The sequence below is a fragment of the Mesorhizobium sp. ESP-6-4 genome, from assembly GCF_020164735.1.
In the GTDB taxonomy this organism is placed as follows: Bacteria; Pseudomonadota; Alphaproteobacteria; order Rhizobiales; family Rhizobiaceae; genus Mesorhizobium.
In genome coordinates this window covers 52,504-78,058 of record NZ_JAIUGS010000024.1, presented here as the reverse complement: position 1 = coordinate 78,058, position 25,555 = coordinate 52,504, and the positions used below count along the sequence as shown (strand labels likewise).

Below are 25,555 nucleotides of genomic sequence, written 5' to 3'. Positions count from 1 at the left end.
ACGCTATCATTCGCGACAAAACCGCATTCGCGTGAACACAGTTGCCATGCCGTGACGCCTGAGCGCCGCCACGGTGCCGAACGCTCACCAGCCAATTCCGCGAGAGAACTCGAACCATTCAGGATGATCTTCTGGAGCCTTGGCCGGTCTTGTGCCCGGGCATGCGGTGGGTAAGGTCATTGGCGACACCGAAATAGCGTGCCACCTTCTGGCTCGCGGTCATGTAAACATAGCCTGTCATGTTGCGATCTTAGCTGGCGCTGCGCCAACGGTTATTCTGGACGGCAGCAGTCTACGCCCAATGTCACGGCATGGATTCTAGGGTCTGCGCGCGTCGCTTCGCTCCTTGCTCCGCCCTAGAATGACGAAGTGGAAGAGGCAGCTTCCTTCGCGCCCCCTCTGGCCTGCCAGTCACCGGGAGATCGGCGCTACAGCGCCTTCACCGCCACCTTGACCGGCTTCTCGATCTCCAGCGGATTGCGCAGCGGCAGGCCGAAATCCGGCGCCTCGATCTCGAACGTATCGCCGGCCTCGGTCCTGATGCCATCGGCGAAGGAGAGCGTCGCGGTGCCGAACATATGCACATGCACGTCGCCCGGCTGGCGGAAGGCCGAATATTTGAAATGGTGGTGCTCGAGATTGGCGATGGTGTGCGACATGTTCGCTTCGCCCGACAGGAACGGCTTTTCCCAGAGCAGCTTGCCGTCGCGCCAGATGCGCGAGGCGCCTCGGATATCGGCGGGCAGCTCGCCGATCAGGATTTCAGGGCCAAACGAGGCGTTGCGCAGCTTGGAATGGGCGAGGAACAGATAGTTCACCCGCTCGGTGACGTGATCGGAGAACTCGTTCGACAGCGTGAAGCCGACGCGGAACGGCGCGCCGTCATCGCCGATGACATAGATGCCGGCGATCTCCGGCTCCTCGCCGCCATCCTGCGCGAAGGCCGGCGACATCAGGGGTGCGCCAGGCGCCACCGCCATCGTGCCGTTGCCCTTGTAGAACCATTCCGGCTGCACGCCGACCTGGCCTTTGGCCGGCTTGCCGCCTTCGAGGCCCATGCGGAACATCTTCATGGAATCGGTGAGTTCCGCCTCGCCGCCCTCGCTGAGCTTCTTGTGCATGGAATCGCGCGTTGCCGCGGAGCCGAGATGCGTGAGCCCGGTGCCTGTGAGATGCAGATGCGCGGGATCCGGATGGTTGATCGGCGAGACCAGCCTGCCCCTCTTATAGGCGGCATCGAGATCGACCGTCTCGCCATAGCCCTTGCGCTCGATCAGCGCTTCGAGGCCCGTGCCTGTCCGCGCGGCCTCCATCGCCAGCGAATAGACGCTGCGCGCGCCGTTGATGACCCTGGTCTTGCCGCCGCCATTGCGGGCGACGACGCGGATCGTCTCGGCGTCGTCGAGGATCTGGGAGATCAGCATGTTTGAACCCTCTCTCATCTTGCCTGGCTGCCCGCGGGCAAACCTTGACCGGCGCGGCGCGGAGAAATCCGTGCCACGGTTGAAATTCTTCGTCCGGATTGCGCTCGCGAGCCCGGTCCTTGCCTGGACTTCTTGGCGCCGACGGGTTGCCGGCAGCTTCGCGATCTGAAACCCGTATGCCTCCTTAAGTCCGCTTCAGGTCTTCAGGCCTTATTCTTGTTGTAGACGTCGAAGATGACGGCGCCGAGCAGCACCAGGCCTTTCACCACCTGCTGCCAGTCGACATTGACGCCCATGATCGACATGCCGTTGTTCATCACGCCCATGATGAAGCCGCCGACGACGGCGCCGATCACCTGTCCGACGCCGCCCATTGCCGAGGCGCCGCCGATGAAGACGGCAGCGATGACGTCGAGCTCGCTGCCGAGACCGGCAGCCGGCACGGCCTGGCCGAGGCGCGCCGCGATGATCAGGCCGCCCAGTGCCGAGAGCACGCCCATGTTGATGAAGACCAGCAGGGTCAGCCTTTCGGTGTTGATGCCCGAAAGCTGCGCGGCCTTGGCGTTGCCGCCCATGGCGTAGATCCGGCGGCCGATGGTCATGCGCTTGGTGACGAAGACGAACAGCGAGATCAGCACGCCCATCACCAGCAGCACGACCGGCAGGCCCCTGTAGCTGGCGAACTGGAAGACCAGGAACAGCGCCAGCGCGCTGCCGACCAGCGTCTTGATGACGAAGAGCGGGAAGGGCTCCGCCTCATAGCCATGACGCTCGCGCTTGCGCCGCGTCCTGAAGCCGAAATAGGCATAGGCGAGCACCGCGATGAGGCCGAGCACGACCGTCGTCATGTGCAGCGTCAGTCCGCTGCCGACGATCGTCTTGCCGGCGGCATTGACCGTCGGCGGGATCAGCGTCAGCGGGCCGATCACGTCCGGAATGAAGCCGGAACTCAGCGCCTTGAAGCTGTCCGGCAGCGGACCGACCGAGGAGCCACCGCCGAGCAGCGCCTGGCAGATGCCGCGGAAGATCAGCATGCCCGCCAATGTCACGATGAAGCTCGGTATCTTGTGGTAGGCGATCCAGTAGCCTTGCGCAGCGCCGATGAGCGCCCCGACGATCAGGCACACGATCGAGACCACCAGCGGATTCGAGAACATCCCAAGCGGCCAGATCACCATCATCATCGCCGCCAGCGCGCCGATAAAGCCGGCGACCGATCCGACGCTGAGGTCGATATAGCCAGCGACGATCACCAACAGCATGCCAAGCGCCATCACGATGATGAACGAGTTCTGCTGCACCAGATTGCTGAGATTCACCGGTTTGAACAGCGTTCCCGACGTCGTGTATTGGAAGAACAGCATGATGACGATCAGCGCGATGATCAGGCCGTATTCGCGCAGGTTCGTCGTCAGCGCCGAGACGGCGACGCGCGGACCCTGCTGCTTGACGTCCTCGGCGAGCCCGCTTTGCGGCGCGGGAGCGCTTTCTGTGCTCATGATGCTTTTCCTTCTCCGCGAACGATGGCGCGCATGATTTTTTCCTGGCTTGCGTCGCTTGCAGCCATTTCGCCGACTATACGCCCTTCGTTCATCACATAGATACGGTCGGAGATACCGAGCAGTTCGGGCATTTCCGACGAGATGACGATGATCGCTTTGCCCTCGGCGGCAAGGCGCGCGATGATCGTATAGATTTCGTACTTCGCGCCGACGTCAATGCCGCGGGTCGGCTCGTCGAGGATCAAAACCTCCGGATCGGCGAACAGCCATTTCGACAGCACGACTTTCTGCTGGTTGCCACCCGAGAGGTTGCCGGTCAGCTGGTAGACGCTGGAGGCGCGGATGTTGGTCTTCTTGCGGTAGTCATTGGCGACGCTCATCTCGCGCATGTCGTCGATGACGCCGCGGCTGGAAACGCCGGAGAGGTTGGCCAAAGTCACATTGTGCTTGATGTGGTCGATCAGGTTGAGGCCGTAGGTCTTGCGGTCTTCGGTGACATAGGCGATGCCGCTCGCCACCGCCTTGCTCACCGATGAGAGGTCGATAGGCTTGCCGTGCAGCGACACCTCTCCGGTGATGTGCCGGCCGTAGGAGCGTCCGAAAAGGCTCATCGCGAATTCGGTCCGTCCGGCGCCCATCAGCCCGGCGATACCGACAACCTCGCCCTTGCGCACATTGAGGTTGATGTTCTTGATCACCTGCCGCTCGGCATGGATCGGGTGGTAAACCGACCAGTCCTTCACCTCGAAGATGACGTCGCCGATCTTCGGCTCGCGCGGCGGGTAGCGGTCGTCGAGCGAGCGCCCGACCATCGAGGTGATGATGCGGTCTTCCGAGATGTCCTTCCTCGGCAAGGTCTCGATGGTGCGCCCGTCGCGGATCACCGTCACCTTGTCGGCGACGCGGTTCACCTCGTTGAGCTTGTGCGAGATCAGGATCGAGGTCATGCCCTGGCGCTTGAACTCGAGCAGAAGGTCGAGCAGCGCCTGGCTGTCCTTCTCGCTGAGCGAGGCCGTCGGCTCGTCGAGGATAAGGAGCTTCACTTCCTTGCTCAGCGCCTTGGCGATCTCGACCAGCTGCTGCTTGCCGACGCCGATATTGGTGATCAGCGTCTTGGGGTCTTCCTTGAGCCCGACCTTCTTGAGAAGGGCGCCGGTACGCGTCTCGTTGGCGTCCCAGTCGATGACGCCGTAGGTGGCGTGCTCGTTGCCAAGGAAGATGTTTTCCGTGATCGACAGCATCGGCACCAGGGCAAGCTCCTGGTGGATGATGACGATGCCGATATGCTCGCTGTCGTGAATGCCTTTGAAATTGCATTCCTGGCCGCGGAAGATGATCTGGCCCTCATAGGTGCCGGATGGATAGACGCCCGACAGCACCTTCATCAGGGTCGACTTGCCGGCGCCGTTCTCGCCGACGACGGCATGGATCTCACCTTCCTCGACGCTGAGATTGACGTTCGACAACGCCTTCACGCCGGGAAACGTCTTGGTGATGTCGCGCATCTCCAAAATCGTCGAGGCCATCAGGATCTGCTCCCTGGCGCAGGCCTTCCACTCGCGGAAAGCGTCTTGCGCGAAATCAACATGCCACAGTTTCGCTCATGCCGTGGCGGCATATGGCGCTGCGGTAGCCGGCAAAAACAATACCGGGGTCGCTTGCGAACGAAAAGGGGCCCTGCGGTCGCGCAGGACCCCTTCCTTTGAGACCGGATTACTTCAGCTCTTCAGCCTTGATGTAGCCGGAGTCGACGACCAGTTCCTTGTAGTTCGACTTGTCGACCTCATGCGGCGTCAACAGGATCGAGGGAACGACCTTGACGTCGTTGTTGTAGGTCTTGGTGTCGAGGCCGTCCGGCTTGCCGCCGGAGAGCACCTTGTCGACCAGCTGCACGGTGGCCTTGGCCAGCTCGCGGGTGTCCTTGAACACGGTCGAGTACTGCTCGCCCGAGATGATCAGCTTGACCGAGGCGGTCTCGGCGTCCTGGCCGGTCACGATCGGCCAGGGCTGGGCTTCCGTGCCGTAGCCGACGGCGCGCAGCGAGGCGGTGATGCCGCGCGACAGGCCGTCATAAGGAGACAGAACGCCGTCGACGCGGCTGCCGTCCGAGTAGTTGGCCGAGAGCAGGTTGTCCATGCGCGCCTGGGCGGTGGCGGCGAGCCAGCGCAAGGTGCCGACCTTGTCCATGCCCATCTGGCCGGACTTGATCTTGATCGAGCCGTCGTCGATCAGCGGCTGCAGGACGGACATCGCGCCGTTGTAGAAGAAGAAGGCGTTGTTGTCGTCCGGCGAGCCGCCGAACAGCTCCACGTTCCACGGCTTGGTGTTCGGGAAGCGCTCCTTGAGGCCCTTGACCAGCGAGTTCGCCTGGATCACGCCGACGCCGAAATTGTCGAAGGTGGTGTAGTAGTCGACATTCGGGGTCTTCTTGATCAGGCGGTCATAGGCGATGGTGACGACGCCGGCATCATTGGCCTTCTGCAGCGCGTCGGCCATGGTGGTGCCGTCGATCGAAGCGATGATCAGCGCCTTCGGGCCTTTGGTGATTTCGTTTTCCAGCTGGCTGAGCTGGTTCGGGATGTCGTCCTGCGCATATTGCAGGTCGACGGTGTAGCCGAGCGCTTCGAGCTGGGACTTGACGGCGTCGCCGTCGTTGATCCAGCGCTGCGAGGTCTTGGTCGGCATCAGCACGCCGACGAGACCCTTGTCGGCGGCGTGCGCCGAATAGGTCGTGGCGGCAATGCCAAGGGCCGCGATGGCGGCCAGCGTCTTGATGATCTTCACGATTACTCTCCCTGGTTGATGGACGCGACACCTCGGGGCTTCGCGGGCCGCGCAGTCGAGCAGGTGCGCTGGCGCGCCACTGTCGGCTTTATCGATCTCCGGTATCCTCCCAATCGGCCCCGCGGCGCAGTTTCAATCGATACGATTTCGCTCGTCGCCGACCCCTGCGCATCGGAACGCGCGGAGGGTGGGTCGCTTTGACATAACTGTCAAATGCGATCTTTGCTGGTTGCTATATCGATACTGGTATGGCTTAAGCGATCGATAGAAACTCGCACAGGAGACCGAAAATCATGGCGGCGTTGCGCGATCCCGATGCGATTTCAGGTGGTTACGAGAAATTGCCGGGAGATGGCGAGACGTTGCTGCGCAGCGGCCTCAGTCTCCGCCACATGCGCATGATTGCCGCCTTGGACGATCACGGGCGGGTGAGCGCCGCCGCCCAGGTCATGAACATCTCCCAGCCGGCCGCCTCGCGCATGATCGCCGAGATGGAAGCGGTGCTCGACGTGAAGTTGTGCGAGCGGCTGCCGCGCGGCGTGACGCTGACCCCCTACGGCCAGGCGCTCGCCCGGCGCGCCCGCTCCATCCTGCTCGAGATGCGGGAGGCCGATCGTGAGATTTCCGAGCTCAAGGCCGGCAAGGGCGGCTCCGTATTCCTCGGCGCGGTCACGGCGCCGGCGATCGAGCTGGCCGTGCCGGCGATCCGTGAGATCCGCCGCATCTATCCGCGCATCGAGATCACAATGCAGGTCGAGACCTCGAACGTGCTGGCCCGCGAGCTGATCGCCTCGCGCCACGACTTCATCATCGCCCGCATCCCGGACGATCTCAATCCGCGGCTCTTCGAATCGCGCGTCATCGGCGTCGAGAAGGCCTGCCTCATCGTGCGCCGCGGCCACCCGCTGGCGAGCGGCAAGATGGTGCGGCTGGAAGACACCGCGGCCTATGACTGGGTGTTCCAGTCCGGGGGCTCGCCATTGCGCCAGGCGATGGAAAGCAACTTTTTGAATCGCGACATTCCGCTGCCCGACCGCATCCTCAACACCTCTTCGCTGCTGCTCACCTTGGTGATGGTGGCGCAGTCCGACGCCATCGCGCCGGTCTCGATCCAGGTCGCCAGGTTCATCCAGGGCGGCGATGGGCTGGCCGGCGCCATCGATGTCGTGCAGACCGAGTTCGACATCGAGGTCCGGCCCTACAGTCTGATCACTGTCAGGAACCGGGCGCTCTCGCCCGCCGCCAAGATGCTGCACGACTTCATTTTGCGCGAGGTGGGCTGATGGAACGAGAATGCTACTTGCACGTTCAAACCGATCGGTCGCTCCCTGGAGCCCGTCGCGGGTGAGGAAGGGGTGCCGTGCCCAACAGCTCGGGAGGTTTTTATGGAACGTCGGTTGTTTCTCACCGGAATGCTTGGCGTTGCGGGGGCGGCAGCGCTTGCAAGCCTGGCCGGACCCAGCAAGGCCGTTGCCGGTATTCCCGCCGGCAACGGAATTCTGGATGAATTGGACAAGCCGGATCCGGCCATCTACGAGGAGGATGACCAGGCCGATCTGCTGCAGCCAGCCCAGTACTACCGCCGTCGGTATTACCGTGATCGGTACTACCGCCGCCGCCGGCGCCACGTTTGGAGAAGGGTCTGCCGGCGCTACTGGCGCCATGGCCGGCGTCATGTCCGCTGCTGGCGCCGCCGCGTCTGGATCGGCTTCCGGCTCTAGAGCATGATCATCTAGGTCGATAGCGACCATGTATCCGGGCTGCCGGGTGAATCGCTGACTGGGGTCTTGCATGGGTGTGCAAGACCCCAACGCTCGCTTTACAAACAGCCGAATTCACCCTCGCGCAAACTGCCCGGCCTGAGGGTCGACCCGATGCAATTCCGCCCCGCGATCGCCGGCAGCCGACCTGAATCGGACGCGCAATTTGGCCCCTTGGTGAGGCCTCACTCAAATCCCTGCGGTGCAAGCTGGAGCGGGTAGCGGGAATCGAACCCGCGCGTTCAGCTTGGGAAGCTGACAAGCTACCATTACATCATACCCGCTTCGGCCACCTGGTTAACATGATGGCAGGGCGTCAAGCAATCGGCAAAGCGGAACCGCGGCTCCATTGCTTGATGCCTTTCCGCGGAATGCGTATCTCTGATATCGCCCCGCCCCGAATCGGGCGGCCCGAACCGGAGGATGGCCTTGTCCGCACTGACGCGCTTTCTTGGCGACACGCCGCTCAGGGTGTTCCTGAAGCTGCTCGTGGTCTCCTTCCTCGTCGGTCTTGTCATGCATGCCTTCGGCTGGTCGCCGATGGACGTTTTTTACGGCATCCGCCAGTTCTTCGTCGATCTGTGGAATCTTGGCTTCCACGCCATCGACCGCTTCCTGGGCTACATCCTGCTCGGCGCCGCGATCGTTGTGCCGGTGTTCATCCTGCTCAGGATCGCCAGCTACCGGAAATAGTTCGGCGCGGCCTCACGCATATCCCGAGGCGACCTCGAACAGGATGGCGTGGCGCGCGGCCAGCGCCGGCACGTCGGTCGAGTAGCCGCCGCCGATGACGCCGCACAGCGGCACGCCGCGGTTGCGGAAATGGCCGATGACCATGTCCTCGCGGGCGCTGAGACCGTCGTCGGTGAGCGCCAGCCGGCCGAGCCTGTCCTCGGCATGGACATCCACGCCGGCATTGTAGAAGACGATGTCCCAGCGCCTTTGCCCGGAGAGTTCCGGCAGGATGGCGGCGAGCCGTTCGAGATAGGCGTCGTCGCCTGTCCCGTCCGGCAAGGCGACGTCGAGGTCGGAGGCGATCTTGCGCACCGGGTAGTTGCGCTCGCCATGCATGGAAAAGGTGAAGGCGCGAGGCTCATCCTTGAGAATGTCGGCCGTGCCGTCGCCCTGATGCACGTCGAGGTCGACGACCAATACGTTTGCGACGGCGCCCTCGGCCAGCAGCGCCAGCGCGGCGACGGCGACATCGTTGAAGGTGCAGAAGCCGGCGCCTTGCGCACGCCTGGCATGATGGCTGCCGCCGGCGGCGTTGCAGGCAATGCCATGTTTAAGCGCCAGCCTGGCAGCCAACACCGTACCCGCGGTGGCGAGCTGCGCTCTCAGCGACACGCGCGGGCCGATCGGAAAGCCGATCTCGCGCTCTATTTTCGCCGGTACCTGGCAGGCGATCACCTGATCGACATAGTCGGCCGCGTGCGCCAGCTTCAGGCGTGCGGCCGGCGCCGGTTCCGGCATCGAAAGCGCGCCGGGCACGGCTAGACCGCGTAAGCGCAAAGCCTCCATCAACAGCGGATATTTGCTCATCGGAAAGCGATGGTTGACGGCGAAGCCTGCGTCATAATCGGGGTGATGGACGATCTGCAGCGGCATGAATTGGTGGCTGCGCCAGGTTTGCAATTCGGTTGGCAGCCCGGCGGATATGGTTGCGTGATGCCGGCAAACTGGGGCACATCGGGTCCTCGATCAAGCCGCAATCGGACAGGCAGCAGTCCCTTGGACGTAACACAAGCCAGCGCCAGGTCTTTCGTCGTCACCAACCGCTCAGTGCTGGCAATCGCCGTGCCGATGACGCTTGCCTATCTGACGACGCCGCTGCTCGGCATCGTCGACACGGCGGTGGTCGGCCAATTCGGCGACGCGGCCCTGCTTGGCGGCCTGGCGGCGGGATCGCTGGTCTTCGACGTCGTCTTCACCAGCTTCAACTTTCTGCGTTCCGGCACCACCGGCCTCGTCGCCCAGGCCTTCGGGCGCGGCGATGCGCTGGAGGAGCAGGCAGTGCTGTGGCGCGCCGTGCTGATCGCGGTCGTCGCCGGCGTCATACTTGCCGCCCTTGCGCCGCTCTTTGCCGTCGCCGGCCAATGGTTCATGGGCGCCGAGCCGCGCGTTAGCGAAGCGATGTCGGTCTACATCCGCATCAGACTGCTCGCCGCGCCCTTCTCGCTGATCAACTACGCCATGCTGGGCTACGTGCTGGGGCGAGGCGAGGGCGGGCTCGGGCTGATGCTGCAGGCGGTGCTCAACGGCATCAACATCTTGCTCTGCTTCCTGCTCGGGCTCGAGCTCGGCTGGGGCGTTGCCGGCGTCGCCTGGGCGACCGTCACTGGCGAGTTCCTGGCCATGCTGCTTGGCCTTGCCATCGTGCTCAGCCGCTTCCGCAGGCTGGAGCGGCCGTCGCGCCGCCGCATCCTCGATTTGCCAGCCTACCGGCGCATGCTGTCGCTCAACCGCGACATCATGATCCGCTCCTTCTCGCTGCTTGCCGCCTTCGCGCTGTTCACCAGGCAGGGCGCGCAGTTCGGCACGGTGACGCTCGCCGCCAACGCCGTGCTGATGAATTTTTTCCTCATCGCCGGCTATTTCCTCGACGGCTTCGCCACCGCCGCCGAGCAGCTCGCCGGCCGGGCCATCGGCGCTCATGCGCCTGCCCCGTTCCGGCAGGCGGTACGGCTGACGCTGATCTGGGGCTTTGGCCTCGCCGGTATCGCCACGCTCATCCTGCTGACCGCCGGCGCCAGTCTGGTGGCGCTGGTGACGACCTCGATGGATGTTCGCGCGGTCGCCGACACCTATCTTCCCTGGGCCGCCTTCACGGCGCTGAGTGGTGTGCTCGCCTTCCAGATGGACGGCGTCTTCATCGGCGCCACCTGGTCGCGCGACATGCGCAACATGATGCTGTTGTCGTTCCTCATCTTCAGCGCTGCGCTCATCACCCTGGCGCCGGCATTCGGCAACAGCGGCCTGTGGGCATCGCTGCATGTCTTTCTGCTGGTAAGGGGGCTGAGCCTGCTGACGGTCCTGCGGCTGAGAATGCGAACGGCGTTCAGTTGATCGGTTTTGAAGCCCAGCGCTCGCAAGCCGAGTCGCGCAGATCCCTGATCGAGCCGAGCCGCTCACGCTCCACGTATCGCGCCATGCCGGCAATGATGCGCCCGGGTAGCGCCGGCCCGGCATAGATCATGCCGGTGTAGAGCTGGACGAGATCCGCGCCGGCGCGGATTTTCTCCAGCGCCGTTTCGGTGGAATCCACGCCGCCCACGCCGATGAGGGCAATGCTTGGGCCGAGCAGCTTGCGCATACGGGCGAGAACCGCGGTCGAGCGCTCGAACAATGGTTTCCCTGAAAGACCGCCGGTTTCATTCGCCACGCCGCCGCTTCGCAATCCTGTCCTTGCAAGCGTCGTATTGGAAACGATGACGCCGTCGATCTTCTTCTCGGTGATCTCGGCGGCGATGTCTTCCAGCTCCGCCTCGACGAGGTCCGGCGCGATCTTGAGGAAAATCGGCGGCTGCGCGGGGGCCGCGGCACGGGCGGCCATCACCCGTGACAAGAGCTCGCCGAGCTGCTCGCGCGCCTGCATGTTGCGCAGGCCCGGCGTGTTGGGCGAGGAGATGTTGACCGTCAGATAACTCGTATGGGGCGCGAAGCGGGTGACGCCGCGCTCATAATCGGCGATGCGGTCGGCGCTGTCCTTGTTGGCGCCGATGTTGACGCCGACGATGCCTGGCCGCCCCTTGCGCGCGGCAAGGCGCTTTTCGGCGGCCGCATGTCCCTCATTGTTGAAGCCCAGCCGGTTGATCACCGCCTCGTCCGTCGTCAGCCGGAAGATGCGCGGCTTCGGATTGCCGGCTTGCGGCAGCGGCGTGATGGTGCCGACCTCGGCGAAGCCGAAGCCAAGCCCAAGCAGCGCGTCCGGCACTTCGGCGTTCTTGTCGTAGCCGGCAGCCATGCCGAGCGGGTTGGGGAAATCGAGGCCGCAAAGGCTGATCTTGAGCCGCGCGTCATGCGTCGGGCGCCGCGGCGCCGTCGCGCCGACTGGCAGCCCGCAGCGCAGCGCCGCGATCGACAGGCCATGCGCGGTTTCCGGATCGAAGGAGAAAAGCAGCTTTTGGCCGATCCGGTCGAGCACGCTCATTCGCCCTCCAGCGTCGGGAATTCGTGGCCGTCCGCCCCGAGCGGCAACGGCTTCACCCAGAGAACCGCATCAAGGTCGAGCTCGGCGTAGAGATGCGGGAACAGCGCGCCACCGCGCGAGACCTCGTATTTCAGCGCATCACCCAGCCTTGCAGCGTCGATCGCGATCAGCAGCAGGTCCGTCTGCTCGGCGAAGTGCTTGGCCGCCGTTTCGCGAACCTGGCCGGCGGTGGAGAAATGGATGAAGCCGTCGGCGATGTCGATCGGCGCGCCGGCGAAGCGCCCGTTCTTCTCGGCTTCGCGCCAAAGCGCCTCGGGCGCGATCTTGTAGATAATCTGAGACATTGTCGCGCTATAGTCCGAACCGAAGGTGCGGGGAAGGCTCGAAGCTCGACTCTTCCCCATTTCCGGCGCAAACCTGTGATAGCCCGCCTTCACTGGCTCATGGAGGAACAACATGCGTCTGCAGCACATCGTGATCCCCGCGGCGCTTTGCTCGCTGGTTGCCGCATCCGCCTATTCCGAGGAGACCGACCATTACCGTCTGGAGAAGTCGGCCAACGGCTATGTCCGCATGGACACAAAGACCGGCGCCATGTCGATCTGCGAAGAGCGCGCCGGCCAGCTCGTCTGCAAGATGGCCGCCGACGAGCGGGCCGCCTACCAGGACGAGATCGACCGGCTGGACAATTCGGTCAAGGCGCTCGACGCGCGCGTCGCCAAGCTCGAGAATTCGCTCTCCGCCCGGCTGGAATCGCAACTGCCCAGCGAAGAGGATTTCAACAAGACGATGGGTTACATGGAGCGCTTCTTCCGGACCTTCAAGGACATCGTCAAGGACCTGGACAAGGAAGATGGCGAAGGCAAGCTGAACCAGCAGAAGACCTGATTGCAAAGCCGCCTTGGGGAAAACCCCGCGCGCGGCCTTTGTCGCTTGAAAACGCGCCGCGCCGCCGCATAATCATTCCGGTCCCCGCAAGAAGCACACAATGATGATGGGATCGGGGGAGGACTATTTGCCGTCGGGCCACACTTTCGTCATTGCCGACGACCATCCGCTTTTTCGCGGCGCGCTGAAGGAGGCGCTTGCCGGCATCGGCGACTTTGCCGCCATCCACGAGGCCGGCGATTTCGAAAGCGCCAAGGCGCTGGTGCTTGCCAATGAAGATATCGATATGGTGCTGCTCGACCTGTCGATGCCGGGCGCCAGCGGCCTCTCCGGCCTGATCTCGCTGCGCGGCATCCATCCGGCGGTGCCGCTGGTGGTGGTATCGGCGCATGACGATCCCGTCACCATCCGCCGCGCGCTCGATCTCGGCGCTTCCGGCTTCATCTCCAAATCGGCCAGCATGGACGAGATCCGCGGCGCCGTGCAGGCGGTGCTTGCCGGCGACATTGCCGCGCCGGCCGGCATTGAGCTCGGCGTCGAGCGCGACCCGGAAATCTCCGACCTGATCAAGCGGCTCCAGGCGCTGACGCCGCAGCAGACGCGGGTGCTCGGCATGCTGGCGGAGGGCCTGCTCAACAAGCAGATCGCCTATGAGCTCGGCGTCTCCGAGGCCACCATCAAGGCGCATGTCTCGGCCATCCTGCAGAAGCTCGGCGTCGACAGCCGCACCCAGGCGGTCATCCAGCTGTCTAAGATCGGCGGCGACCCGCTGCAGCCGGTCGGCTGACCAGCGGGCACCTCAGGCGAAGCTTTTCACCCTAACTGAACCCGACCAGCGCGGATCGATCATGCGGTCGCTTCGCGTCGGGTCGATGGCTGCGCCCGTCAGCGATAGTTTTCGACGGCCGAGCCCAACTGCGACGCGGCATCATCCTCGGTCGGGCCTGAAGGATTCCGCGCTCGCCCGATCGCGGCGCCGAGGCCCAGCGAAGCGATCGCCACCAGTGGAATGCCGACGATCCAGGGCAGGCGCGGCGCGAGCGCATAGAGCGCCGTGCCGATCGACGGTCCGAGCGAGTCCTTGAGGTCGACCGCCACAGACGAGGCGGCCATATAGCAAGCGCGTCGCGGCGATGGTGCGAGCGCGTTGACGGCGGTCGGCACGAGCGGCCCGACCAGCATCTGTCCCACGGAGCAGAAGCTGACTGCGACGACCAGCGAAAGTATCGCCGGCGAGGTCGCCAGCAGGGCAAAGGCGGCGATGGTCGAGATGCCGGCGCCGGCTGCCAGCCAACGCGCCGATCGCGTCTCGGCAAAGCGGCTGACCAGCATCTGCAAACCGACCGTCAGGGCGGCCGCATAGGCAAACAGCGCGCCGACACCGGACGGGGTGAGCGTGCCGGCATCCTGCGCATAGAGCGGGATGACCGCTTCGATCCAGTTGCCGGAAATCTCGAACAGCACGACCCAGGCGAGCAGCTTTGCCAGGCGGCCGTCGTGGAAGGCCGGCAGCAGCGCCGACAGGCCTTCCTCTTCCTCCGTTTCCCCATGGTCGGCTGCGGCATGGCCGCGCGTTTCGGCGAATGCGGCAAGCATGACGATGCCGCCGAAGAGCAGCATACCGCCGCCGGCCAGGAACACGCTGCCAAGCGAAACGAGCGCCAGCAGCACGCCGCAGGCCGGGCCGAGGATCTGCCCGGCGCTCGAGCTCACCCTTGCCATGCCAAACCAGCGCGGATGCGCCGACGGCTCCGTCACATCGGCGATAGCTGTGAGGATGGTCGGGTGGAGCACCGACTCGCATATGCCGGTCAAAAGCAGCACGGCCGCGGTGGCGGCGACGCCATGGGCGAAGAACAGCATGACGAAGCCGCAGCCGACGCCGAGCGACGACAGGATCAGCACCGGCCGCCGTCCGACCCGGTCGGCGATGCCGCCGATCAGCGGCGCGGCGATCAATTCGCCGCCGGCATAGCAGGCAAACAAAAGCCCGATCGCGCCGATCGGAATGTTCGCCTCGCCGCTCGCCCAGAGCGGAAAGAAGGGCACCAGCGCGCCGTCGGCGAAACCGGCGCAGAAGAACAGGAACAGGCCGAGCAGAGCCGGGCGCGGCAGCCCGCGCCAGGACGATGGGAGGAGGGTCATGATGTCACCTACGCGTCAAAGGCCCGAGGGCCGGGGCCCGAAGGCCGGGATTGCGCGTTGGTTGACGTAAACGCCTACGGCTGCCCGAGAAGCAGCATGAGGTAGTTTCAAGCAGGCCTTAGCTGAGCCGCATCGACAGCTCCACGTCGTCGCCGAATGGCGTCGACATATAGCCGCCGGCCGGCGCGCGCACCCGTTCCAGATAGTCGGGCGAGAAGTCGGCGTTGTCGGCGATGACCAGCGCGCCGGGCCTGAGCCGGCTCTCGACCAGGCTCAGTATCTCCGGATAGAGCGCCTTGGCGCCGTCGAGCAGCAGGAGGTCTATCCGGTCAGGCAGGTCGGTGCTGAGCGTTTCCAGCGCGTCGCCCTCGCGGATCTCCACCAGGTCGATGAGGCCGCCTTCGGTCAGATTGGCCTTGGCCCGCGTTACCTTCGACGGCTCGAATTCCGTCGTGATCAGTCGGCCGCCGCCATTGTCGCGCAGCGCCGCGGCAAGATAGAGCGTCGAGATGCCGAACGATGTGCCGAATTCGACGATGATGCGCGCGCCGGTGCTGCGCGCCAGCATGTAGAGCAGCGTGCCGGTCTCCGGCGAGACCGCAAGCCACAGGTCCTTCAGGCTGCCGTAGAACTGGCGATACTCGGTCTTGCTGTGGAGCAGGCGCGTCCGTTCGTCGCGCGAGTACTGGGCGATCGCCGGGCTGGTCGCCGCGTCGGCTTCCTTGAACAGGCGGGCGAGCAGCGGTGCCAAAGGGGTTGCGGTCAAGGTGGTCATGGCTGTCTCCGGCAGGGTTCTTGTGTTGCTTCAAAAATACGAATAATCCTTCAGGTTTCCAATTCGCATTTCGGCACGCGACCATGATCCAACGCTCAAGCCCTTCAATTTCCACCCGAAAACAGCCCAAACAGGCGCGCGCCACGGAGCTGGTCGCGGCGATTTTAGAGGCGGCTGCTCAGGTTTTGGCTGCTGAAGGCGCGCAGCGTTTCACCACCACGCGCGTCGCCGAAAGGGCGGGCGTCAGCGTCGGTTCGCTCTACCAGTATTTCCCGAACAAGGCGGCCCTGCTGTTCAGGTTGCAGAGTGACGAATGGCGCCAGACGACAGAGCTTTTGTGCGGCATTCTCGAAAATACTGGGCTATCACCGCTCGAGCGGACAAGAACGCTGGTCCACGCCTTCATCCGCTCCGAATGCGAGGAGGCGGCGGTGCGCGGCGCGCTGAACGACGCCGCGCCGCTCTATCGGGATGCGCCGGAGGCTGAGGAGGCGAGGGCGGCGGCGAGCCGGACCGTCGAGACCTTCATGCGCGAGACGCTTCCTGACGCGCCGGATAGCGGCCGCGCCCTGGCCGGCGACCTGATCATCAAGACGCTGAGCGCTGTGGGGGCGGATTTCTCGGAAAAGGAGCGAACGGCCGATGAGATCGAAGCCTATTCCGATGCGCTGGCCGACATGTTCTGCGCCTATCTCCGAAGCCTCGGGCATCGCGGCTGATAGCAGGTGCTTTGTCTCTATTCGGCGGCCGGCGCCAGCGGCCTGACGCGCGCCATCATCGAGCGCAGCATGGCCGGCTTCAGCGGCTTGTTGATCACCGGAATGTCGAGCCGGCCGGCAGCCGCGCGCACCTCACTGGAGCGGTCGGCGGTGACCAGCACGCAGGGCAGGTCCTGCCCGTAGGCGGCGCGCAGCGCGGCGACCGCATCGAGCCCGGTGCCACCGTCGAGATGATAGTCTGCCAGCACGAGGTCCGGCTTCGGCGCGCCGGGCTTCAGGAGATCGCCTGATCCCGAAGCCGTCTCGACACGGCATCCCCAGCCTTCGAGCAGCAGCCGCATGCCGTCGAGGATGCGCGCGTCATTGTCGATGCACAGCACATTGAGCCCGGCAAGCGTCGAGGCGGAGCGGGCCGGCGCCTTGCCGGCCTCGCGCGGCGGCGCGGCGACCGCCGCGACCGGCAGGATCACGGAAAAGCGCGTGCCCTTGCCGGGGTTGGAGTAGATGCGGATCTCGAGCCTCAGCACCCTGGCGATGCGGTCGACGATGGAGAGCCCCAGGCCAAGGCCTTCGGCCTCGCGCGCGCCCTCGTCGAGGCGCGTGAACTCGTGGAAGACGGTGCTGAGCTTGTCGCCGGCAATGCCGATGCCGGTGTCGATCACCTGGATCTCGGCCAGCTCGCCGCGTCGCCGCACCCCAACCAGAATGCGCCCCTGGCGCGTGTATTTGATGGCGTTGGAAACGAGATTCTGGATTAGCCGGCGCAACAGGTTCCGGTCGGTCATGACGCCGAGCGAGGATGGGATGATCTTCAGATCGAGCTTCTTTTCGGCGGCAAGCGGGCGAAAATCGTTGCCGATCTGACCGAGCAGTCCGCCGAGGTTGAAAGCGGTATTGTCCGGCTTCATCGCGCCGGCATCGAGCCGAGAGATGTCGAGCACCGCGCCGAGGATGGTCTCGACCGATTCCAGCGAGGATTCGATGTTCATCGCGGCCTTGCCGGCCGGTCCCTTGCCCGCCTTCTCGATCAGCGACGAGCAATAGAGGCGGGCGGCGTTGAGCGGCTGCAGGATGTCATGGCCGGCGGCGGCGAGAAAGCGCGTCTTGCCGAGGTTTGCCTCCTCGGCCAGCATCTGCGCCTGCGCCAGTTCCTCGTTGACGCGGGTGAGCTCGACGGTGCGGGTCTTGACCCGTTGCTCCAGCGATTCATTGGCCCGCTTCAGCGCCAGGTCCTGCTCGACGCGGCCGGAGATGTCGGCATAGGTGGCGACGATGCCGCCGTCGGGCATCGGGTTGGAGCGCAGCTCCAGGATGCGGCCGCTGGTCTTGAGCTCCATCTGCCACGGGCCGGCGAAACTGGTCAGCCGGTTGAGCATCGTCACGCGCTGGTCGGCGGGAATATCGCCGCGCTCGGCGAGATGATGGAGGATACGGTCGAGCGAGACGCCGACCTGGCCCATCTCGTCCGGCAGGTCGAACAGCAGCCGGTATTGCCGGTTCCAGCAGATCAGTCGGAAATCGCGATCGAAGACAGTGATGCCTTGCTCCATCTGGTCGAGCGCGATCTGCAAAAGGTCGCGATTGTGCTGCAGCGCCTCGGTGGCGTCGTCGAGCAGCTTGAAGGCATCCTTGGAGTCGCGATCGTTGCGGCGAAAGAGCAGCGACAGGATCAGCCGCGCCGAGGACGAGCCGACGGCGCTCGCCAGCAATTGCTCAGAGAAGCGGATAACATCCATGCTGGCTTGTTCGGTGCCGTGCAGAGAGACTTTCGCGTCCCTCTCGAAGGATTGGAACGAGCGCTCCGTGCGCTCGACACCGAGATAACGTGAAATCGTATCCTTCAGGTCGTTGACGGTGACGGCGGTGCGGAAGCGGCGCAGGCTGGGCATCGGGCCTGCCTCGCGCGGCACGAAGATCGCCGCCTGGATGCGCTCCAGCGGCACGGACGCGCGGGAGAGGGAGCCAAGGACGAAAAACAGCGCATTGACCGAGAGGCTCCACAGCACGCCATGGTTCAGCGGCTCGCCGACGGTGCCGAACAGCGCCTGCGGCCTCAGCGCCTCGAAGCCGAACAGCCCGTGGACGACGATATCGGTAGAGGGGGCGACGAGTGAAGGCAGGAGCAGCGTGTAACCCCAGACGGCGATGCCGGCGACCATGCCGAGGGCTGCGCCCCGGCCGTTGGCGCGGCGCCAGATCAGCCCGCCGACCAGCGCCGGCGCGAATTGGGCAATCGCGGCAAACGACATCAGGCCGATCGAGGATAGCCGCGCGCTATTGGTGCTCTCGCGATAATAGAGGAAGGCGATGAATAGCATGATGAAGATCGAGGCGCGGCGCACATTGAGGATCAGCGTCGACCAGTCCTCGTTCTCCGAAGAACTCGTCTTGAGCACGCGGCGCACGAACAGCGGGATGACGAGATCGTTGGAGATCATGATCGACAGCGCGACGCTCTCGACGATCACCATCGCGGTTGCCGCCGACAGGCCGCCGACGAAGGCGACCATCGCCAGCAGATCATGCCCGCTGAGCAGCGGCAGCGACAAGACATAAAGGTCGCTGCTGGTCTTGCCGCCGACCAGCGACAGGCCGGCAAAGGCGATCGGCAGCACGAAGAGGTTGATCGCCACGAGATAGAGCGGGAACACCCAGGTCGCCGTGCGCAGCTCCGCCTCGCTGCGGTTCTCGACGATGGTGACGTAGAACTGCCGCGGCAGCATCAGCACGGCAAAGCCGCTCAAGCCGGTCAGCACCAGCCAGGTGGCGAGCGAGGTGCTGTAGCTCATCGCCTGGCGCACCTGGCTGTTTCCGGCAAGCCTGGCGAACATGTCGCCGGGCCCGCCGAAGATCAGGAACATCACCATCAGGCCGATGGCGAGAAAGGCGGCGAGCTTGACCACGGTCTCGACCGCGACAGCCAGAACCAACCCGTCCTGGTGTTCCGTGGCGTCGGCATGGCGGGTGCCGAACAGCACCGCAAACAGCGCCAGCAACATCGCCACCACCAGCGAGATATCGCTGACGAACGGATCGAAAGAGGGCGGCGAGCCCGTATAGTGCTCGACCATCAGGCTGACGGAACCCGAGATCGCCTTGAGCTGCAGCGCGATGTAGGGCACCGCGCCGATGGTCGCGATCAGCGTCGCGATCGCCGCGACGGTGAAGCTCTTGCCGTAGCGGGCGCCGAGGAAGTCCGCGATCGAAGTGATCTTCTCGCTTTTTGCCAGCCTGATCATGCGGTTGAGCAGCGGGAAGCCGAACACGAAGACCAGCACTGGACCGGTATAAATGCCGAGGAATTCGAGGCCGCGCTCGGAGGACAGGCCGACCGAGCCGAAGAAAGTCCAGGAAGTGCAGTAGATGGCGAGGCTGAGCGCGTAGATGAAAGGCCGCGCCCGGCCGAGCCCGGCTGCCACCGAGCGCCGGTCGCCGACGCTGGCGATGGCGAAAAGCAGCGTCACATAGGCGATCGCGATGATGACGACGAACCAGCCTTGCACGGTCCGCACTTCCTCCCTGGCCGGTTTCCTCATCCGTCGTTAAGACGCAACCACAGCTTGGAGCCCAAGTCCATCGCGGCTTTTGGCGCATATGCGGCTGGCGAGGCAGGCAAGCACAAACCGGTGTCTTCGCCCTTTTTCCGGTTTTTCAACCGGGGGTTTTTGTTATTGTGGCTTCGGATCGGTGCCGGAGAGCCGGGGCGGCAGCACGGCCGGTCATGGCAAGGAGGGCCGAATGCTGAAAGAATTCCAGGAATTCATTTCCAAGGGCAATGTGATGGACTTGGCCGTCGGCGTCATCATCGGCGCCGCCTTCGGCAAGATCGTCGACTCGCTCGTCAACGACATCATCATGCCGATCATCGGCGCGATTTTCGGCGGGCTGGACTTCAACAACTACTTCTTCGGGTTGTCATCGAACGTCCATTCGGCCACGCTGGCCGATGCCAAGAAAGAAGGCGCCGTCTTCGCCTATGGCAGCTTCATCACGGTCGTGCTGAATTTCCTGATTCTTGCCTTCATCATCTTCCTGATGGTCAAGGCGGTGAACAATCTGCGCAGGCGGCTGGAGCGCGAGAAGCCGGCTGCTGCCGCGGCACCGCCGCCCGCCGACGTACAGCTTCTGACTGAGATCCGCGACCTGCTGGCGAAAAGGTAACTCCTCAACGGGCGCCCTGGACCAAAACCCCGGCCGCTTGCGGCCGGGGTTTTCTGTTTGCGGCTGTCGTAAAAGAGGCTAGCAGTCGCGAAAAACCGGACGGATTCTTGCATGACCCTGATCGAGACCTTGCGCGCCGAAGCCCGCGCCGCGCCCGAAAGCGGCATCGTCGCTGTCGTCAATCATGGCCGCCTGCGCGAAGGGCTGATCCCGCTCTGGGCCGGTGAGGGCGATCTGCCGACGCCTTCCTTCATCAGCGATGCCGCCGCCAAAGGGCTGGCCGATGGCGAGACGTTCTACACTTGGCAGAAGGGCATTCCCGCGCTCAGGCAGGCGCTCGCCCGCTACTACGCCAGGCACTTCGGCAAGGCCTTCGCCGAGGAGGAGTTCATCGTCACCGGATCCGGCATGCACGCCATCCAACTGGCCATCGACGCGATCGCCGGCAGCGGCGATGAGGTGATCTACCTCTCGCCGGCTTGGCCGAATTTCGCCGCGGCCGCCGGCGTGGCGGGCGCCGTTCCGGTGCCGGTCACCCTCGACCAGTCCGGCAATGGCTGGTCCTGCGATGTCGAAAAGATCGCCTCCGCGATCACGCCGCGCACGAAGCTTTTGTTCATCAACACGCCGTCCAACCCGACCGGCTGGACCGCCGACAGGCAGACGCTGCAGGCAATCCTCGATCTCGCGCGCCAAAAGGGCCTGTGGATCATTGCCGACGAGATCTATTCGCTGTTCCACTACGGCCATGGCCGCGCGCCGTCCTTCCTCGACGTCGCCACGGCCGACGACCGTATCCTGTTCGTTAACAGTTTCTCCAAGAACTGGGCGATGACGGGTTGGCGTGTCGGCTGGATCAAGACCCATCCAGCCTTGCAGCAGGTGTTCGAAAACCTGATCCAGTACTCGACCTCGGGCGTCGCCCAGTTCATGCAGCGCGGCGCGGTCGCTGCCCTCGACGAGGGCGACGGCTTCATCACCGAACAAGTGGAGCGTGCACGCGCCGCTCGCGATCTCGTCTGCGACATACTCGGCGCGACCGGCAAGGCGCGTTTCACCGTGCCGCAGGGCGCGTTCTATCTGTTCTTCAGGGTCGACGGCATCACCGATTCCCGAACCGCCGCCTTCGACATCGTCGACAACGCCAATGTCGGCCTGGCGCCTGGCACCGCCTTCGGCCCCGGCGGCGAAGCCTTCCTCAGACTATGCTTCCACCGCCGCCTCGATCAGCTCGAGGAAGCGGCGCATCGCCTGGCGAGGTGGATAAAGACGGTGTGAGAAAGGCGGCTTCAGCCGCCCGACTTCGGCACCAGCAGCGGAATGATCCGGTCGCTCTTGGCGACGGCGGGACGGCCGGAGCTGGCATAGGGAATGCCCAGCGCATCCCAGGTCTCGACCAGCGCGTCCTGCAGCTCGGCGATCAGCGCGTCCGAATGGAATGGCGTCGGCGTGATGCGCAGCCGTTCGGTGCCGCGCGGCACCGTCGGATAGTTGATCGGCTGGATGTAGACGCCGTGCACGCCAAGCAGCCGGTCGCTGGCCATCTTGCAAAGCTCGGGGTCGCCGACCAGCACCGGCACGATATGCGTGGCCGATTCCATCACCGGCAGCCCGGCCGCGGCAAGCACCTGCTTGGTTCTGGCCGCCTGGCGCTGCTGCGCGTCGCGCTCGGTCTGCGAGCGCTTGAGATGCCGGATCGAGGTGGTGGCGGCGGCGGCGATGGCCGGCGGCAGCGCGGTGGTGAAGATGAAGCCCGGCGCATAGGAGCGCACCGCATCGATGACGGCGCTGGTGCCGGCGATGTAGCCGCCAAGCGTGCCGAAGGCCTTGGCCAGCGTGCCCTCGATGATGTCGATGCGGTCGGCCAGGCCTTCGCGTTCGGTGATGCCGCCGCCGCGCGGTCCGTACATACCCACCGCATGGACCTCGTCGATATAGGTCATGGCATTATAGCGCTCGGCGAGCTCGACGATCTCTCTGATCGGCGCGATGTCGCCGTCCATCGAATAGACGCTTTCGAAGACGATCAGCTTGGCGCGCTCGCGCCCCGCCGCCTGCAAGAGGCTCTCTAGATGCGCGACGTCATTGTGGCGGAAGATCTTCTTCTCCGCGCCCGAGCGGCGCACGCCTTCGATCATCGAGGCATGGTTGAGCTCGTCCGAGATGATCAGGCAGTTGGGCAGGAGCCTGGCGATGGTCGAGATCGAGGCCTCGTTGGAGACGAAGCCGGAGGTGAAGACCAGCGCTGCCTCCTTGTCATGCAGATCGGCGAGCTCCTGCTCGAGCTCGACCAGCGGGTTGGAGGTGCCGGAAATGTTGCGGGTGCCGCCGGCGCCCGAGCCCATCTTGGCGGCCGCGTTCTGGAAGGCGGCAATCACGCCCTCGTTCTGGCCCATGCCGAGATAGTCGTTGGAGCACCACACAGTGATTTCCTGGGCGCGGCCGTTGGAACGCCAGATGGCGCGCGGGAACTTGCCCACGATGCGCTCCAGGTCGGCGAAAACGCGATAGCGACGCTCGGCGTGGAGCTGGTCGATCGCATCCTCGAAGAACCGCTGATAGTTCATGTCGACTTCCCAATTTTGGGCCGGATCATAATCACTGCCCCATGCCGCGTCCACCGCGCCCAACCGGTCAAAATGCCACGCCCGTGCCCTGTTCCTAACGATGCCGGATCGTGGCCTATTCCCTGCTGTTTGAAGCAACTTGGTTTCAGTACGATGCCTCGGGCGCGACGAACTGTTACGGACTTAACACATAGGGAGGCTAGTGGGCTTGCGGCGGGTTTTCCAGCGCGGTGGCTGTTGAGACAGTTTCCGACAAATCTTGATCAGCGAGGTAGATGATGACGGTTTTGGTGACAGGCGGTGCCGGTTATATCGGCAGCCACATGGTCTGGGAACTGCTGGACGCCGGCGAAAGCGTCGTGGTGCTCGACCGGCTTTCCACCGGTTTCGAATGGGCGGTCGCCCCGGAAGCAAGGCTCACCGTCGGCGATGTCGCCGATCGTGATCTGGTCGGCCGGATCATCCGCGACAACAAGGTCGACGCCATCATCCACTTCGCCGGCTCGATCGTGGTGCCGGAATCGGTCGCCGACCCGCTTGGCTATTACGAAAACAACACCTGCAAGACCCGCACGCTGATCGAAACGGCGGTGCGCGAGGGCGTGCCGCATTTCATCTTCTCCTCCACCGCCGCCGTCTATGGCGGCGCCGGGCTGGAGCCGGTGCGTGAGGATGCCCGCCTTGCGCCGGAATCGCCTTACGGCCTTTCCAAGCTGATGAGCGAATGGATGCTGCGCGATGCAGCGTTGGCGCACGACATCCGCTATACGGCGCTACGCTATTTCAACGTCGCCGGCGCCGATCCGAAGGGCCGCACGGGACAATCGACGCCCGGTGCCACGCATCTGATCAAGGTCGCCTGCGAGACCGCGCTCGGCAAGCGGCCGTTCATGCAGGTCTTCGGCACCGATTATGCGACGCCGGACGGCACCTGCATGCGCGACTACATCCATGTCAGCGATCTCGCCGCCGCGCACCGGCTGGCGCTGCAGCGGCTGCGCGATGGCGGCGGGAGTCTCGTCGCCAATTGCGGCTACAGCCACGGCTATTCGGTGCTGGAGGTGATCGACAGCGTGCGCCGCGCCTTCGGCCATGACTTCGACGTGCGCATGGGGGACCGCCGGCCGGGCGACGCCGCAGCCGTGGTCGCCAATTCCGAGCTTGCCCGCAAGGAATTCGGCTGGACGCCGCAGCGCGACGATCTCGACCTGATCGTCAACGACGCGCTGGCCTGGGAACGGATCCTGACGACCAAGAACTCCGTTCGAAACTGATCTGTTGGGCCAAGGGCTCGTCCGGCGCGTTTGGACGCGGTATTGAGCCTCATGCAGCGGCGGCGCGCGGGCCCGCCGCTGCGATGATGCTTGAGGGAACGGCATGAAGGTCTTGGTTCTCGGCGCCGGCGTGGTTGGCACGGCGGCCGCCTATTATCTGGCAAGGGACGGTCACGAGGTGACGGTGATCGAGCGCCATGAAGCGGCGGCGCGGGGCACCAGCCAGTCCAATGCCGGCCTGGTGTCGCCGGGCGACGCCACCGCCTGGGCTTCGCCCGCGGCGCTGAAGACCTTCCTGCGCGCGCTCTGGAACCATGACCTCGGCATCAAGGTCAGGCTGCGCCTCGATCCCTATTTCTATGCCTGGAGCCTGCGCTTCCTGCGCGAATGCACGGTGACCCGGCTGCGCGCCAACACCAACGTCAAGTTGAGGCTCGCGCTCCATTCTCGCGAGTGCATCAATCAACTGTCGGAGGAAACCGGCATCCATTACGACGAGCGCAAGAAGGGCATTCTCTACTTCTTTCGCTCGCAAAAGAGCCTGGACACCGGCACCGACAATTACCGCTATCTGGGCGAGCACGGCCTGCCGATCGAGATCGTCGGCCGCGAGCGTCTGGTCGAGCTGGAGCCTGGTCTTGCCGGCGTGAAGGAAAAGATCGCCGGCGGCATCTATTCGCCGATCGACCAGACCGGGGATTCCAAGCAGTTCACCGACCGGCTCGCCGCCTATGCAGCCGAGAGGCTCGGCGTGAAATTCCTGTTCGGCACGACGGTCGAGGGCCTCGACATCGAGGGAGATCGGGTGCGCGCGGTGATGACCTCGGCAGGACCGGTCACCGGCGATGCCGTCGTCATCTCCATGGGGCCGGAAAGCGGCCTGCTCGGCCGCCGCTATGGTATCGACCTGCCGGTCTATCCGGTGAAGGGTTACACCGCGACCATCCCGCTCGAGGACGAGAGCAAGGGGCCGACCATGGGCGGCGCCGACGAGGACCGGCTGATCGGCTATTCCAGGCTCGGCAATCGCCTGCGCATGTCCTCGACGGCCGAATTCACCGGCTTCGACCGTAGCTTCAAGCCGGGCGATTTCCGGACCATCCTGGAAACCGGCAAGGATCTTTTTCCCGGCGCCTTCGACGAGAAGAAGGCCGTGCTCTGGGCCGGCCTGCGGCCGATGATGCCGAATTCGGTGCCGGTCATCGGCCAGGCGAAATACCGCAATCTCTATCTCGACACCGGCCACGGCCATGTCGGCTGGACCATGGCCTGCGGCTCGGGGCAGTTCCTAGCCGATGTCGTCGCCGGCAGAAAGCCGCAGATCGATCCGCGGGGACTGCTTTACGGGACGGCGCGCTGAAGGCTTTAATTGCCGAGGTCGGCGCTGCACCTCATCCGCCTGCCGG

The 25,555-nt window shown here is 64.5% G+C and carries 23 protein-coding genes and 1 tRNA gene; 11 read left to right on the top strand and 13 right to left on the bottom strand.

Going from position 1 to position 25,555, the window contains the following annotated elements; genetic code table 11:
- Window positions 1–118 precede the first annotated feature (118 nt).
- From LB523_RS29315 to chvE, 5 genes are all read right to left on the bottom strand, one after another.
- Window positions 119–241: a hypothetical protein gene (locus tag LB523_RS29315; protein WP_263481479.1), complete on the bottom strand. Its 123-nt coding sequence runs from the start codon at window positions 239–241 to the stop codon at window positions 119–121.
- A gap of 187 nt (window positions 242–428) precedes the next feature.
- Complete coding sequence (gene araD1 / locus LB523_RS26925) at window positions 429–1,424, bottom strand: AraD1 family protein (RefSeq protein WP_095766187.1); 996 nt, start codon at window positions 1,422–1,424, stop codon at window positions 429–431.
- A gap of 203 nt (window positions 1,425–1,627) precedes the next feature.
- Window positions 1,628–2,923 carry a multiple monosaccharide ABC transporter permease gene (gene mmsB, locus LB523_RS26920; RefSeq protein WP_095765889.1) on the bottom strand — a complete coding sequence of 432 codons (1,296 nt, stop codon included), beginning with the start codon at window positions 2,921–2,923 and terminating at the stop codon, window positions 1,628–1,630.
- Window positions 2,920–4,452 (bottom strand): multiple monosaccharide ABC transporter ATP-binding protein, encoded by a 1,533-nt coding sequence (gene mmsA / locus LB523_RS26915; RefSeq protein ID WP_095765888.1) that lies wholly within the window; start codon window positions 4,450–4,452, stop codon window positions 2,920–2,922. The genes mmsB and mmsA overlap by 4 nt, the downstream gene beginning before the upstream one ends.
- 187 nt (window positions 4,453–4,639) lie before the next feature.
- On the bottom strand, window positions 4,640–5,710 hold the full coding sequence (gene chvE / locus LB523_RS26910; protein WP_095765887.1) for a multiple monosaccharide ABC transporter substrate-binding protein: 1,071 nt from the start codon (window positions 5,708–5,710) through the stop codon (window positions 4,640–4,642).
- Between the two features lie 293 nt (window positions 5,711–6,003).
- Here chvE and LB523_RS26905 point away from each other — a divergent pair, with 293 nt between their 5' ends.
- Both LB523_RS26905 and LB523_RS26900 read left to right on the top strand, forming a co-directional pair.
- On the top strand, window positions 6,004–6,993 hold the full coding sequence (locus LB523_RS26905; protein WP_224608747.1) for a LysR family transcriptional regulator: 990 nt from the start codon (window positions 6,004–6,006) through the stop codon (window positions 6,991–6,993).
- Between the two features lie 102 nt (window positions 6,994–7,095).
- Window positions 7,096–7,431 carry a protamine-2 (modular protein) gene (locus LB523_RS26900; protein ID WP_095765885.1) on the top strand — a complete coding sequence of 112 codons (336 nt, stop codon included), beginning with the start codon at window positions 7,096–7,098 and terminating at the stop codon, window positions 7,429–7,431.
- Between the two features lie 249 nt (window positions 7,432–7,680).
- Here the strand turns inward: LB523_RS26900 and LB523_RS26895 are convergent.
- Window positions 7,681–7,754 (bottom strand) — tRNA-Gly (locus LB523_RS26895).
- Window positions 7,755–7,893: 139 nt separating this feature from the next.
- Here LB523_RS26895 and LB523_RS26890 point away from each other — a divergent pair.
- On the top strand, window positions 7,894–8,163 hold the full coding sequence (locus LB523_RS26890; protein WP_181166832.1) for a DUF6460 domain-containing protein: 270 nt from the start codon (window positions 7,894–7,896) through the stop codon (window positions 8,161–8,163).
- Between the two features lie 12 nt (window positions 8,164–8,175).
- On the opposite strand, the gene LB523_RS26885 is transcribed toward LB523_RS26890, so the two are convergent.
- Complete coding sequence (locus LB523_RS26885) at window positions 8,176–9,078, bottom strand: histone deacetylase (protein ID WP_224608744.1); 903 nt, start codon at window positions 9,076–9,078, stop codon at window positions 8,176–8,178.
- Between the two features lie 123 nt (window positions 9,079–9,201).
- Here LB523_RS26885 and LB523_RS26880 point away from each other — a divergent pair, with 123 nt between their 5' ends.
- Window positions 9,202–10,536 carry an MATE family efflux transporter gene (locus LB523_RS26880; protein ID WP_411966501.1) on the top strand — a complete coding sequence of 445 codons (1,335 nt, stop codon included), beginning with the start codon at window positions 9,202–9,204 and terminating at the stop codon, window positions 10,534–10,536.
- On the opposite strand, the gene LB523_RS26875 is transcribed toward LB523_RS26880, so the two are convergent.
- Window positions 10,529–11,620 (bottom strand): quinone-dependent dihydroorotate dehydrogenase, encoded by a 1,092-nt coding sequence (locus LB523_RS26875; RefSeq protein WP_224608741.1) that lies wholly within the window; start codon window positions 11,618–11,620, stop codon window positions 10,529–10,531. The genes LB523_RS26880 and LB523_RS26875 overlap by 8 nt on opposite strands.
- The gene (locus tag LB523_RS26870) at window positions 11,617–11,964 is read right to left on the bottom strand and encodes a DUF952 domain-containing protein (protein WP_224608738.1); all 348 of its coding nucleotides are present in this window, start codon (window positions 11,962–11,964) and stop codon (window positions 11,617–11,619) included. Before LB523_RS26870 ends, LB523_RS26875 begins: the two co-directional genes overlap by 4 nt.
- A 112-nt stretch (window positions 11,965–12,076) precedes the next feature.
- Between LB523_RS26870 and LB523_RS26865 the strand changes: the two genes are divergently transcribed.
- Window positions 12,077–12,508, top strand: coding sequence for a hypothetical protein (locus LB523_RS26865; RefSeq protein WP_224608735.1), 432 nt, complete (start codon window positions 12,077–12,079; stop codon window positions 12,506–12,508).
- Window positions 12,509–12,635: 127 nt separating this feature from the next.
- Complete coding sequence (locus LB523_RS26860; protein WP_224608756.1) at window positions 12,636–13,295, top strand: response regulator transcription factor; 660 nt, start codon at window positions 12,636–12,638, stop codon at window positions 13,293–13,295.
- Between the two features lie 98 nt (window positions 13,296–13,393).
- Here LB523_RS26860 and LB523_RS26855 read toward each other — a convergent pair whose 3' ends face one another.
- Window positions 13,394–14,653 carry an MDR family MFS transporter gene (locus LB523_RS26855; protein ID WP_224608731.1) on the bottom strand — a complete coding sequence of 420 codons (1,260 nt, stop codon included), beginning with the start codon at window positions 14,651–14,653 and terminating at the stop codon, window positions 13,394–13,396.
- A 118-nt stretch (window positions 14,654–14,771) separates the two neighbouring features.
- Complete coding sequence (locus LB523_RS26850; RefSeq protein ID WP_224608728.1) at window positions 14,772–15,428, bottom strand: O-methyltransferase; 657 nt, start codon at window positions 15,426–15,428, stop codon at window positions 14,772–14,774.
- A gap of 83 nt (window positions 15,429–15,511) precedes the next feature.
- On the opposite strand from LB523_RS26850, the gene LB523_RS26845 reads away from it, so the two are divergent.
- On the top strand, window positions 15,512–16,147 hold the full coding sequence (locus LB523_RS26845; protein ID WP_224608724.1) for a TetR family transcriptional regulator: 636 nt from the start codon (window positions 15,512–15,514) through the stop codon (window positions 16,145–16,147).
- Window positions 16,148–16,164: 17 nt separating this feature from the next.
- On the opposite strand, the gene LB523_RS26840 is transcribed toward LB523_RS26845, so the two are convergent.
- Window positions 16,165–19,650: a PAS-domain containing protein gene (locus LB523_RS26840; RefSeq protein WP_224608721.1), complete on the bottom strand. Its 3,486-nt coding sequence runs from the start codon at window positions 19,648–19,650 to the stop codon at window positions 16,165–16,167.
- Window positions 19,651–19,885: 235 nt separating this feature from the next.
- Between LB523_RS26840 and mscL the strand changes: the two genes are divergently transcribed.
- Together mscL and LB523_RS26830 are read left to right on the top strand one after the other, a co-directional pair.
- Window positions 19,886–20,308: a large conductance mechanosensitive channel protein MscL gene (mscL, locus tag LB523_RS26835; protein ID WP_095766185.1), complete on the top strand. Its 423-nt coding sequence runs from the start codon at window positions 19,886–19,888 to the stop codon at window positions 20,306–20,308.
- A gap of 111 nt (window positions 20,309–20,419) precedes the next feature.
- On the top strand, window positions 20,420–21,586 hold the full coding sequence (locus tag LB523_RS26830) for a pyridoxal phosphate-dependent aminotransferase (RefSeq protein WP_224608718.1): 1,167 nt from the start codon (window positions 20,420–20,422) through the stop codon (window positions 21,584–21,586).
- 11 nt (window positions 21,587–21,597) lie between these two features.
- Here LB523_RS26830 and hemA read toward each other — a convergent pair whose 3' ends face one another.
- A complete protein-coding gene (gene hemA, locus LB523_RS26825; RefSeq protein WP_224608715.1) occupies window positions 21,598–22,875 on the bottom strand; it encodes a 5-aminolevulinate synthase in 1,278 nt (425 codons plus the stop codon).
- A gap of 278 nt (window positions 22,876–23,153) precedes the next feature.
- Between hemA and galE the strand changes: the two genes are divergently transcribed.
- Both galE and LB523_RS26815 read left to right on the top strand, forming a co-directional pair.
- On the top strand, window positions 23,154–24,149 hold the full coding sequence (gene galE / locus LB523_RS26820; protein WP_095766183.1) for a UDP-glucose 4-epimerase GalE: 996 nt from the start codon (window positions 23,154–23,156) through the stop codon (window positions 24,147–24,149).
- 103 nt (window positions 24,150–24,252) lie between these two features.
- Window positions 24,253–25,509, top strand: a complete 1,257-nt coding sequence (locus LB523_RS26815; protein WP_224608712.1) for a D-amino acid dehydrogenase — start codon at window positions 24,253–24,255, stop codon at window positions 25,507–25,509.
- Window positions 25,510–25,555 lie beyond the last annotated feature (46 nt).